Source organism: Agrobacterium sp. 22094 (assembly GCF_052046015.1).
GTDB lineage: Bacteria > Pseudomonadota > Alphaproteobacteria > Rhizobiales > Rhizobiaceae > Agrobacterium > Agrobacterium cavarae.
Genome location: NZ_JBQEPX010000004.1, coordinates 46,146 through 58,642 on the forward strand (window position 1 = coordinate 46,146; position 12,497 = coordinate 58,642).

The 12,497-nt window shown below is 57.3% G+C and carries 10 protein-coding genes; 4 read left to right on the plus strand and 6 right to left on the minus strand.

Annotated features, from left to right (window positions below; translation table 11 throughout):
• Position 1: 1 nt before the first annotated feature.
• From ACTJK5_RS17305 to ACTJK5_RS17325, 5 genes are all read right to left on the minus strand, one after another.
• Complete coding sequence (locus tag ACTJK5_RS17305) at positions 2-1,318, minus strand: DUF58 domain-containing protein (protein WP_153312364.1); 1,317 nt, start codon at positions 1,316-1,318, stop codon at positions 2-4.
• Positions 1,319-2,275, minus strand: a complete 957-nt coding sequence (locus ACTJK5_RS17310; protein WP_153312365.1) for an AAA family ATPase — start codon at positions 2,273-2,275, stop codon at positions 1,319-1,321.
• Positions 2,262-3,449, minus strand: coding sequence for a hypothetical protein (locus ACTJK5_RS17315; protein ID WP_440612991.1), 1,188 nt, complete (start codon positions 3,447-3,449; stop codon positions 2,262-2,264). Before ACTJK5_RS17315 ends, ACTJK5_RS17310 begins: the two co-directional genes overlap by 14 nt.
• 25 nt (positions 3,450-3,474) lie before the next feature.
• Positions 3,475-4,116: a hypothetical protein gene (locus ACTJK5_RS17320; protein WP_440612909.1), complete on the minus strand. Its 642-nt coding sequence runs from the start codon at positions 4,114-4,116 to the stop codon at positions 3,475-3,477.
• A 68-nt stretch (positions 4,117-4,184) separates the two neighbouring features.
• Positions 4,185-4,631, minus strand: a complete 447-nt coding sequence (locus ACTJK5_RS17325) for a DUF805 domain-containing protein (RefSeq protein ID WP_113179077.1) — start codon at positions 4,629-4,631, stop codon at positions 4,185-4,187.
• A 793-nt stretch (positions 4,632-5,424) separates the two neighbouring features.
• Here ACTJK5_RS17325 and ACTJK5_RS17330 point away from each other — a divergent pair.
• Entirely contained in the window at positions 5,425-7,578 is a 2,154-nt protein-coding gene (locus tag ACTJK5_RS17330) for a catalase (protein ID WP_440612910.1), read from the plus strand.
• A gap of 95 nt (positions 7,579-7,673) precedes the next feature.
• On the opposite strand, the gene ACTJK5_RS17335 is transcribed toward ACTJK5_RS17330, so the two are convergent.
• Positions 7,674-8,741, minus strand: a complete 1,068-nt coding sequence (locus ACTJK5_RS17335; protein WP_111846395.1) for a LacI family DNA-binding transcriptional regulator — start codon at positions 8,739-8,741, stop codon at positions 7,674-7,676.
• A gap of 229 nt (positions 8,742-8,970) precedes the next feature.
• Here ACTJK5_RS17335 and ACTJK5_RS17340 point away from each other — a divergent pair, with 229 nt between their 5' ends.
• From ACTJK5_RS17340 to ACTJK5_RS17350, 3 genes are all read left to right on the plus strand, one after another.
• A complete protein-coding gene (locus ACTJK5_RS17340; RefSeq protein WP_062442189.1) occupies positions 8,971-9,798 on the plus strand; it encodes an ABC transporter substrate-binding protein in 828 nt (275 codons plus the stop codon).
• A 163-nt stretch (positions 9,799-9,961) separates the two neighbouring features.
• Entirely contained in the window at positions 9,962-11,470 is a 1,509-nt protein-coding gene (locus ACTJK5_RS17345) for an amino acid ABC transporter permease/ATP-binding protein (protein ID WP_113179075.1), read from the plus strand.
• Between the two features lie 19 nt (positions 11,471-11,489).
• Positions 11,490-12,497: a Gfo/Idh/MocA family protein gene (locus ACTJK5_RS17350; protein ID WP_113179074.1), complete on the plus strand. Its 1,008-nt coding sequence runs from the start codon at positions 11,490-11,492 to the stop codon at positions 12,495-12,497.

Sequence of the window (12,497 nt, forward strand, 5' to 3'; positions counted from 1 at the left end):
GTCATAGCATCTCGCGAGATTTGATTTCGATGTAGCGGCCAATCAGATCGGATGTGAGCGCTTCAGGCGTGCTGTCGAGGCACATCACGCCGAGACGGGAAAGCGTTTCCAGGACGGTTCGTCGCTCCTGCGAAATCTGGCGGGCGGCAACCGATCGTGCGACACTGTCCAGCGTCAGGATGTCGGGTTCGATCAGCGTCTTGATACTGGAGTCACTCAGCGCGATGTAGACGATGAAATGCTGCTTCGCCAAGGTGCGGATCGTTTCTACCATCAGTTCGGCCGTCGTACTGTCCACGAAGTCGGAAAAGATGACGATGAGCGAGCGCCGCTTCAATTGACCGGCGAGATAGGTAAGGCCGAGCGTGTGGTTGGTTTCATGCGCCTCGTAGCGCGATGTCGCACAGGCTGATTGCACCCTGGTGAAAGCGGCACGCCCAGGCGTGGCGGGTAGGAACAGGCGGGGCCGGCTGTCGAAATTGTAGAAGCCGACCAGATCACCCGCCTGTCCGGCTGCCCAACACGTTGCCAGTGCGGCATTGATGGCGCGGTCGAGCTTTGCGATACCGGCAATTTTTTCGGCCATCAGGCGCCCGGAATCGACGCATAGAATGATTTGCTGATTGCGCTCGGCCGTCAGATCCCGCACGACAAGGCTGCGCATGCGCGCGGAGCGCTTCCAATCGATGCTGCGCGTGTCCATGCCCACCGCAAATTCGCGCAGCTGGTGAAACTCAGATCCCTGTCCACTTAGCCGCATGTCTTTGCTGCCAGCCTCAAGCGGCAGGATCTGTGTGTTGATCGCTCCGGACAGCACGGGCGAAATGTCGGGCGCGACGGTGATCTTGCGGGCGATGGGTGCGCGAACAACGACTTCAAGCAGCTTTAGCCGTGAAGTCCATTTCAGCCAGATCGTCTCGACCTTGAACACCCCGCGGCGCGTCAGGCGGATATCCATTGACGACGTGGTTGTCGCTTTTCGGTTGGCTTCGTGATCGAAAGTGGTGACGTCCTGGGCCACAAGCTCGGGCTCGAGATCAAGCCGGGCTTCCATCTTTAAGGGCAAGGCGCCGCGATGCGGCGAAAGCTCTACCGACAATTGCACATTGTGGCCGACGAAACCTCGGCTCGGCAGATCAAAGGCGATCTCGATCCGCTTCGACCAGACCGAGAGCGCAATATCGAGCAAGACCGCTATTCCCACGATGCCCCAAAGACCCATGATCGCGATATCGACGCCGGGCCACCACACGGCCGTCAGCACCGTCAGCGCGGTCATGATCAGAACGAGAGCAATGAGGGAAGAAGAGGGGCGCATTTATCGCGGTGCATCCATACCGTTCAGGATGGTGCGAAGCACGTCTTCGGTCGTCCGGCCATCGATTTCCGCTGCGGGAGAGAGGATGATGCGATGGCGCAAGGCTGGCACTATCAGTGCCTGAACGTCGTCCGGTAGGCCGTATTGACGTCCCCCGAAAGCTGCCCGCACGCGCACCGCTGCCGATAGCGCGTCGGCTGCGCGTGTGGAGGCGCCTTGAAGGATCTCCGGATCGGAGCGCGTCGCCCGGACGAGATCGACGATATAGGTGAGGATGCTGTCATCGAGATGAATGCTGTCGATCAGCGCCCGACCCTCGGCAAGAATGGAGCTGGTGACGAGCGGCCGAATGCCCACTTCGTTCAGTTTCGTCTGGATCGGTTGACCCGCATGGCGTTTCAGGATGGCGATTTCTGTCTCGCGATTGGGAAAATCGATGACGAGTTTGAAGAGGAAGCGATCGAGCTGCGCTTCCGGCAGGGGGTAGGTGCCATGCTGCTCGATGGGGTTCTGCGTGGCGAGCACGAAGAAGTCCAGGCCGAGTGGGTAATCGGTGCCGTCGATCGTCACCATGCGCTCATTCATGGCCTGCAAAAGGGCGGATTGGGTCTTTGGAGGCGCTCGGTTGATTTCATCGGCAAGCAGGATGTTGGTGAAGACCGGGCCTTTGGTCAGATGGAACTGACTGGTCTGGAAGTTGAAGAGGTTCACGCCCAGAACATCGCTCGGCATCAGGTCCGGCGTGAATTGAATGCGCCGGTACTGCAGGTCCATGACGGCCGAGACCGAACGCGCGAGCAAGGTCTTGGCGGTGCCGGGTGGTCCTTCGAGAAGGCAATGTCCGCGCGCAAAGATCGAGATCAGGATCATATCGATGAGGGCGTCCTGCCCCTGCACGGTCTTGGCGATCTCGCCGCGTATCGCGACAACCAGATTGCGAAACTCATCTAGATTCAAGCTTGATGCTCCCTAGTCGTTTTTTAAATGTTTCAAGATGCCGATGCAGATCGGGCTGGGTCATGGATTTGCCGCGGTTCATAAGCTCTTTCGATATCGCTTCTAAAGCCTCGGCACTGGAACGGTCGCGCAAGGCAAGATGGCGAAACATTCGTTCGATACCGGCATCGTTGGCTGCATGGGGTCCAAACAAGAGCCCGGCTTTGTCGGCTAGCAGGTTGTGAACAAATTGCGCGGTCATGCTTCCGTCATTGCCGGACAGGCGCAAAAGCCGCGCGGTCGCTTCTGTGGCCGCAGCTTTTGACAGATCGGATGTCGCCTCGTTCGTCAACGGTTTGCCGAAGCGGACCGCGCCGCGCCAGAAACAGACAGCAGCCACGAGGAAGATGGCACCCCAGATGAACCATAAGTGAAGTGCAAGAAAACGATCGGGATCAGCGGCGCTGGACGCAACCGCGTCAGCTGTCGCAAGATAGACGGGGCGCCTGCCGAAAAGGCCGCGCAACTCGTCGATCATGGAGATGGCAAAATCGGCATTTTCGCCGAGCGCCAGCCCATGATTATTGAGGAGATCGGGATCAGAAAGAACATAGAACTCAAAGTCGAAAGTACATTTTAGCAGCAGCGGGCCCGCTTGAAGCCCAGCCATTTCCTCGCAGTTCGAAGGGGTTTGGTCGCGGGAAAAGACCTGCGCTTGATAGATCCTAATCGTCTCGACACGGTGTCTTAGAATGGATTGTTGCGCCTGCCTGAAACGCGGTCCCGTCCTTTTGATGTGAAGATTGGGGATACCGATCCGGGCGAGGGCTTCGTCGATGTCGGATGACGGTATCAGAGCGTCTTCACGCGCAACGCCCTGCTCAAGACGATCGGCTCGCCATTTTGGTAATACGATCAGGGTTGGGGTGATGCTCGGTTTGTCGCCGAAGACCGCTGAATGCGTACTTCTGTCGCCATCGCCTATTATTCGACCGGCTCTAGACCAAGGCAGCGGCACGATGCGGAGCGAGGCGCGCGAGACTGGCGAGTTGGTCGACGGGTCAGTGCGCGCAACCTGGATACCCGAGGACTGCAGCCAGACTTCCAGTCCCCTATAGCCGGTGGGGGAGCGATCAAAATCTGCGTTCTCCTGAGCCAATCCTGCGCCGGCATGCGTCAGTGCGCTGAACAGCACGACCAAAAGGAGGATCAAGCGGGACCTATACACGAGCCGAATCTCCACTGAAAAGCAGAGGCTGTGCTACCTGCAACAGTTCCGAAAAATCGCTTTCCGCAGGGACCTTCCCACCATAATGGGCAAGTTCAGTCTGTAAAAGCAGACGTCGCAACTCATCCCGATGCTCCATCTTCTTGGGCAGTCTAACAAACACCGTTCGTTCGGTATCCGAACGTAAGACATGCGTTCCCGTCCGTTTGGCCGATTGAAGCAGGCATTGCCTCAGCAATTGCACAAGCGCTTCCCTTCGATCCGTCATTGCGGCGATGTGTGCCAGGAAATCGCGCGGCTTTTCGTTGGCGTCACGTGAGGTGCTTTGCCAGTTTTCCGGTTTCTCGCTTCGGTTCGGCTGCGTCGTCATCGGTGCGCGCGACAACAAGACACCGCCGCTGCCGAAAAACATCCACAGGACGATAATGGCAACGAGGACGATGAGGACGATAAGCACACCCAGAAAGCCGCCGAGGGCAGGCGGGCTCGACACCGCCGGTGGCACCTCGGAAGGCCTAGGGGCCTCCGGCTTTGCCTGGGTCGGCCCCTCGGGATAGGTCAGCGTACAGCGCACTCCATTTTGTAGGCACTGTGCCTTGTAATTTTCGGCGCTCCCCAACGGCTCTTGAGCCACCGCTCCCACCGGAGCGGTCGCAACCGACCATAAGACAGCCAGCCACAACAATGGCTTCAACTGGCGTTTCAGGCAAACACCTCTGCGGATGACTGCGGGCTCAGAGGGTCTAGGCCAAACTTGTTGGGACCTTTTGTTCCGGGAAGGATAAAGATCACGAGCATTGCAATAGGCGCTAGTAAGCCAACAATAGGCACGAAGGTCACAACAGAAAGGCCGAGAAACCACCAACCGGAAATGTTGCGGTCATGGAAGCGGCGAACGGCCACAGATATCGTCGGTAGAAACATTCCGAGAGTTATTAACGTCGAAACGATCCCTGTAACGATTACCCATGGTGGGAGATCTTGTCCGGGCTCGCGACCTACGGAGAAAAATCCAACAACAAACGACCAGCCGAATGATACCAAGTATATGAAAACCTGAAACCACCAAAATTCAGATCGGCTGGATCTGCCAGAGAAGGTCGCATATTTCTCCTTGAGAACCGTCCGAACCGCTTCTTTAAAACCCATTTTACACCCCGTTCTGCCCCATGCTGATTATCTGCGATCTTTCAAGAGTTCAATTTTCGACGCTTCTGTACCATGCCGAAGTCTCTAACTCAGTTTGCGCTTGTCGTCATCGAGTGCCGCAGAGCAAATGTAAGCCGCAAGCTTGATCTACTCCTTCAAACCCCGTGACCAACGAAACCGACCTCTGCTCCGATCTTAGAGGGCTGCACGTCAAAACACGCTCAGATTGTATTGAAGACACTTCGATCATTCCGCATTACGGTTTATTGCCAGATGGTTTGCCTGCCCGGCGTGTCTTCAATCATTAGTGCAAAATCGTGATACTTCAACAGGAAGATGATTTATTTTCCAACGAAAACACAGGATTAGCTGCGCAGAATACAAGTGTAATATTTAGAGGTTTTTGCGCAATAGCGGTCATCTCCCAAGAATAAAATCATCTAAGATTATCAATTTCGGGTTGATATCAATAAAGACCGACATCAAGGAATTGAATTGTTTGCATGTAGTTCTATGCGCCAATTTTTTTACATCATTTGTATTTGCTTCTCCAGGGTTTGAGGGGAAGTTGCATGGTTCGCTGAGCCTTCATTCATCGTAACGTCTGCACGCCCTGCCGCGACCTTCCATTGGTTCGAAAGGGTACGAAAGCGCCTGATAGCGAATATCATGGTTGATGAGGTGGAACCGACTTTCGCTGGGTCCATTGTAGCTTTGAGCTTGGCTTCGCCAACGCCTCTGCAGCGCGCATGCGTGCAGTTCTTCCATTCATCAAACCACAAAGGATTTGGCTATGACCGAGCGTAAGCAAGGGAACCATTCGCCGAGCACTGACAATTCTCTTCACGAGCTCGCGCCCGGCTCCGGCCAGGCAAGCTTTGAAGAGCAGCGTGGCAAAGGCGACGAACTGCAGCAGACGATTGGTGCGGATGGTGGGGAAGGCGCAGCCTATCTGACCGACAATTTCGGCCACCGTATTTCGGACAATCAGAATAGCCTCAAGGCGGGGAGTCGAGGTCCCACCCTGCTGGAGGATTTTGTCCTTCGCGAAAAGATCTTTCATTTCGACCACGAGCGGATCCCTGAGCGGATCGTGCATGCCAGAGGGTCGGGCGCGCATGGCGTGTTCGAATGCACCAAGGCCATACCACACCTGACCAAGGCGTCCATCTTCCAGGAGGAAGGGAAGAACTGTCCTGTTTTCGTGCGTTTTTCGACGGTCGCCGGTGGTGCCGGCTCTGTAGACACGCCACGTGATGTCAGAGGCTTCGCGGTGAAGCTCTACACCGAAAGCGGCAATTGGGATCTGGTGGGCAACAACATCCCGGTCTTCTTTATCCAGGACGCCATCAAGTTTCCGGATCTTATCCACAGTGTCAAAATGGAAGCGGACCGGGGTTACCCCCAAGCGGCTTCGGCTCATGACACATTTTGGGATTTCGTCAGCCTGATGCCGGAATCGATGCACATGATCATGTGGGCAATGTCGGATCGCACCATCCCCAGATCGTTCCGCCATATTGAAGGCTTCGGCGTTCACACCTTCCGTCTGGTGAACGCTGAAGGCGAGAGCAAGTTCGTCAAGTTCCACTGGAAGCCCAATCTTGGTCTGGCATCCACCACTTGGGACGAAGCCGTAAAGATTGCCGGTGCCGACCCGGATTTCCAACGCCGCGATCTTTTCGAATCCATCGACCAGGGCGACTTCCCTTCGTGGGATCTTGGGATCCAGGTGTTTGATGAAGAATGGGCTCGGAAGCAGCCCTATGACGTGCTGGACGCCACCAAACTTATTCCGGAAGAGGACATTCCTGTCGAGATCATCGGTCGGATGACGCTCAACAGAAACGTCGACAACTTCTTTGCCGAGACCGAACAGGTCGCGTTTCTGCCAAGCAATATCATTCCGGGTATCGACTTCAGCAACGATCCGCTGCTTCAGGGCCGACTGTTCTCCTATCTCGACACCCAGAAGTCCCGGCTCGGCACGACGAACTTCCATCAAATTCCTGTCAACGCGCCGAAGTGCCCTTTCCATAACTTCCAGCGCGACGGCATGATGCAGACGCTGGTTCCCAAGGGCAGGGCCAACTACGAGCCGAATAGCCTGAACCAGGCAGGCGAAGACAGCGGACCACGCGCGTCTGTCGCAACCGGCTTCTCGACATTCGAGACCAATGACGAGCGAAACAATCCGGCCCAGAAGCTTCGCCAGCGTGACGAACTTTTTGCCGATCACTACAGCCAGGCTCGCATGTTCTTCCGGTCGCAGACGGAGAGCGAGAGAACGCACATCGTCTCTGCGATCGTGTTCGAACTCTCGAAAGTGCAACTCGCGCATGTCCGGCAAAACGTCGTGTCGAACCTGCGTAACATCGAGGAAGACTTGGCGCGCCGGGTCGCGGATGGTCTGGGCATCGATCTTCCCGCAAAGTCCTCGCCGAAAAAAGAGCCGATCGACATGCCGGTCTCAGACGCCTTGTCGATCCAGAAGAACGCTCTGGAGACCCTGGAAGGGCGAAAGATTGGCGTGCTGATCGATGATGGCTCCAACAAGAGCGCGGTCGACAAACTCCTGAACGACATCAAGCAGCAAGGTGGAACACCCTTTGTTGTTGCAAGGAAAGTTGGCGGCGTCAAACTCGATGGTGGTACGATGGCCGCAGACGGTCAGCTTGCAGGATCGCCTTCCTTCCTGTTCGACGCGATCGTTTCCATCCTCGCTCCGGAGGCTGCGCAGAAGCTGACGAAAGAGGCTGCGGCAATCCAGTGGTTCATGGATGCCTATGCTCACTGCAAGACGATCGGCTACTGTCCTGCCACCAAGGCACTGCTCGACAAAGCAAATGTCGAAATGGGTGAAGGTGTCGTCCCAGTCGAGGATTTTCTGAAGGTCGGCGCCAAGCGCCACTGGGATCGTGAACCGCTGGTGCGCGATCTTCCCTGATAAATGCATAAGAGGGGTGGCGTTGCTTTACGCCACCCCTCTAACGCTTTTTCGCTCTTTTACCTTTCGGGCAAGTCGTCCAATAGACGAAAAACTTAAAGCGCCGCTCGCACAGAGGCGCGTTCAACGATCTCAGTTTTCAGGACAACCTTACGCGCGGTTTCCGTTGCCCCATTCAAGCGCTTGACGAGAAGTTCGGCCGCTGTCGCGCCGAGATCGTAGACAGGCTGGCGCACTACCGTGACGGGAGGCGACGTCACCGATGTCCAGTCCGCATCGTGGAAGGACACAAGCGACACGTCGTCCGGGATTGTAAGACCCAACTGGCGGTGGACTTTGAACGCTTCGAGCGCGATCATACTGTCCGAGGCAATAATGGCCGTTGGGCGTTGCGGCGATTGAAGCATGTCGGTGACGATCCGCCGGGTCTGGTCGGGTGTCACGGCACCGACGCGCACCCATTTCACCATATCGCTCAGGCCGGCCTCTTCGCAGACACGGAGGTACCCTTCTATGCGCCGCCGCACGGAAGCGGTGCTGATATCCTGAAGCGTGCGGAAGGTATGGTCCGGTGTGTCGCAGGCGGTGACATAGGCAATGCGGCGGTGGCCGAGTGAAACCAGTTGTCGCGTAATGCTCTCTGCAGCATGCCGGTCGTCGGCAATCACGGTGTCAACAGCAAGAGTATCGCTGCCACGGTCAAGCAGTACGAGCGGCAACCCCGAACGCACAGCCTCCTGCAGATGCTCGACGTCATCATCCTTGGCTGGCGAAACTATGAGACCATCCACCCGCTTGGAGAGCAAAGTGCGAATGGCTGCCTTCTCCGCGTCGATGTCCTCACCGGAATTGCTGAGAATGACCGTAAAGCCAGCCTGTCGTGCAACGTCGGTGATACCGCGAACGGCAAGGCTGAAAAACGGGTTTTCGATATCGCCGACCACGACACCGATCGAACCCGAGCGGCCGGTGGTCATGCTGCGGGCAAGCTCGTTCGTTCGATAACCAAGGGCGCGGGCTGCCGCCGTGACGACCTCACGCACGCGGTCACTAACGGTTCCGTATCCGCCCAGAACACGCGCGGCCGTTGCCTTCGAGACGCCGGCTTTGCGCGCGACGTCGGCCACGGTGACGGAAGAGTTCTTTGGCGGGCTTTTGTCCATAAATGACAGCCTTACAAGAGAACTTGACGACTGGCAAATGCGAAGCTAACAATTGCTAAATATGAAAGAGACCGGTCTCTTTTCAAATGAGACCGGTATCAATCCAATAAAAAGACTTTCAGCATGCGAAACTGCATGGGCCGGGATTGGTGGCTTCGCGCCGTCTTCCGGATGGGACCCGTGCGCCTTGACGACATCGCAAACAACAACTCCAGAGGACACGACGCCAATGCGACTGACTGAAGCTTTTACATCTCCACTGACCAAGATGCGTGCCGCGGCTGTCGCGCTGACCTTCGGTTTGATCGCCGCCGCAACACCAGCGCTTGCCGATAATCCGCTAGGCCTTATCGACCAGAATACCATCAGCGTCGGGACCATGGGCGACGCCAAGCCCTACGCTTTCACCACGGCAGACGGCAATTTCACTGGTTTCGACATCGAACTGTTTCTCAATATTGCCGAGCGCATGGGCTTCAAAAAGGACCAGGTGATCTTCACGGGTCAGGAATTCTCGGCATTGATGCCGTCAGTGGCGAACGGCCGCTTCGACGTCGCTGCAGCCGCGATCGGTACAACCGCCAAGCGCAAGGAGACCGTTGATTTCTCTGACGGTTATCTTGCCGGCTTCCTCAGCGTCCTCACCTCCGAGGATATCAAGGATGCTGCGGGTCTCAAGGGCAAGCGCCTCGGCGTCGTCCAGGGCACGCTTCAGGAAATCTATGCCGAGAAGAACTTCGCCGGCACCGATCTCGTGAAATTCCCGGACAACAACTCCGCCGTTTCGGCCCTGAATAACGGCACGGTCGATGCCCATTTCCTCGATTTCGAGGCGGCAAAGGATTATTCCACCCGCTATCCGGCACTGAAGATCGCCGTCAACATTCCAAGCTTCGATGCGCCTGCCGGCTTCGTCATCCGCAAGGGTAACGACGCCCTGCGCGAGGCGATCAACAAGGCGCTGAAAGAGGCGATGCAGGACGGAACCTGGAAGAAGCTCCACGAAAAGTGGTTCCCAGGTACGCCCATGCCTGCGACATATCTTCCCAAGCAGTAATGCCACCTTCCGGTTCGGCCTTTACCGGTCGAACCGGCCTTTCTTTCTAAAGTGTGTGGCGATCATTTGAATTCGCTCCTTCCGCTTTAGGTCCTTCTTCTGTCGCATGTCGTTACCGCAAAACCGGTGGCCACTTTTGGGCGACATGCTCTAGGGATTTCTGATGAATTGGCTTGAAAACCTGCGCCGCAGCTTCCTTGACTGGAACGCCATGGCCGAAGTGCTGCCAACCATGATCACGGTTGGTTTGAAAAATACGCTGATCCTTGCTGCGACCTCGACGGTGCTTGGGGTGGTCATTGGCATGGTGCTTGCCATCATGGGCATTTCCCGCTCGCCTTGGCTGCGCATTCCCGCCCGGCTCTACACCGACATCTTTCGTGGCCTTCCGGCAATCGTTACCATCCTGTTGATCGGGCAGGGCTTTGCCCGCATCGGCCGCGAACTTTTCGGCCCATCCCCTTATCCGCTCGGTATCCTGGCGCTCAGCCTGATCGCCGGCGCCTATATCGGCGAGATTTTCCGCTCCGGTATTCAGAGCGTCGATCGCGGCCAGATGGAAGCATGCCGCGCCCTGTCGATGAGCTATGGCCAGGGCATGCGCATTATCGTCGTGCCGCAGGGTGTTCGCCGTGTGCTGCCGGCACTCGTCAATCAGTTCATCGGCAACGTCAAGGATTCGAGCCTCGTCTACTTTCTTGGCCTCCTGGCCTCCGAGCGCGAGATTTTTCGCGTCGGACAGGACCAGGCGGTGGTGACTGGCAATCTTTCCCCCCTGCTGCTGGCCGGTGTGTTCTACCTGATCGTAACCGTACCCCTTACCCACGTCGTCAATATGATCGATAATCGGCTGCGGCTTGGCAAGCAGCGCCCTTCGACCATCACCAGTGGCCTCGAGGAAGTGAGTGAGCTCGATGGTGCGTCCCGCGCCAGCGGCACCGTCTTCAAGGGCGGTGGCCTTGATGTGCGCAATCTTGGGATGGCGTATGGCGATCTCGATGTGCTGAAGGGCGTCGATCTTTCGGTAAAGCCGGGCAGCGTCACTTGCATCATCGGTCCCTCTGGCTCAGGGAAGTCCACCCTGTTGCGCGGGATCAACCGGCTCGTCGAGCCGAAGAGCGGCGATATTCTCCTCGACGGAGAAAGCATTCTGGGCATGAAGCCGGAGAGGCTGCGACGTCGGGTCGGCATGGTCTTCCAGCACTTCAATCTTTTTCCCGATCACACGGCGCTGGAAAACGTCATGTTGTCGCTGACGAAGATCAAGGGTCTGCCCGCAGCCGAGGCCGAGCGTATCGCCAAGGCGAAGCTCGCCGAGGTCGGCCTTGCAAGCCGCCAGCATCACCGCCCGGGCGGTCTGTCCGGTGGGCAGCAGCAGCGCGTCGCCATTGCTCGTGCGCTGGCCATGGAGCCTGAAGTCATCCTTTTTGATGAGGTGACGAGTGCGCTTGATCCGGAACTGGTCAAGGGCGTGCTCAATCTCATGGCAGATCTCGGCACGCGTGGCATGACCATGGTCGTCGTGACGCATGAGATGGGGTTTGCCCGCCGTGTCGCTGATCAGGTTGTCTTCATGGATGAGGGACGTGTGGTAGAGGCCGGTACGCCGGAGGCAATATTCGACAACCCGCAGAGCCCGCGCCTTCAGCGCTTCCTGGCGGAAGTGCTCTGATCAACAGGAGACAATAGAGATGACACGAACACTCAAATGGGGCGTGCTGGGCTGTGCAGGGATCGCTGCCAAGGCCGTTATTCCCGCCATCCAGTCCAGCCGTTTAGGGCGCGTTGCAGCCATTGCCTCGCGAGATGCCGAAAAGGCAAGCGCAATGGCGACGCGCTTCGGCATCGAAAAATCCTATGGCAGCTATGAGGATCTGCTGTCCGATCCGGACATTGACGCCATCTACAACCCTTTGCCCAATCATCTCCACGTTCCCATGACCATCAAGGCGTTGGAGCATGGAAAGCCGGTTCTGTGCGAGAAGCCGATCGCGCTCAATGCTGCGCAGGCGAGCGAACTGGCGGAGGCGCAAAAGGCCGCCGACCTGCCGGTCGCAGAAGCCTTCATGGTTCGTCACCATCCCCAATGGAAGAAGGCGAGGGCGATGGTTGCGGAAGGACGCCTTGGCGATGTCAGAGCCATCCAGACGATCTTTGCCTATTATCTCGACGACCCGAAAAATGTCCGCAACCAAGCCGATATTGGCGGCGGCGGCCTGTTCGACGTCGGTTGTTACGCCATCAACACGGCGCGCTTCCTGTTTGACGCCGAGCCGCTACGGGCCGTTGCGCTGATGGAGAACGATCCCGTTTTCGGCACGGATCGGTTGACCAGCGGATTACTGGCATTTCCGGAAGGAAGGCAGCTTGCCTTCACTTGCTCCACGCAATTGTCTCTCACGCAGAAGGTGACGGTCCTTGGAACGCGCGGTCGCCTGGAAATCCCCATCCCCTTCAATGCACCGGCCGATCAACAAACCATGCTGATCTTCGACGACGGGCGGGACCTCGCAGGCGGCGGTCGCCAGGAGATCGTGATTGAGCCTGTCGATCAGTACCGCGAACAGGTCGATGCCTTTGCCGAAGCGGTGCTCTCCGGGACGCCACTCGAGACGGGACTCGACGACGCGATCGCAAACATGAAGGCGATCGATGCGCTCTTCCGATCCGCGACCAGCGGTCGTTGGGAAGACGCGTGA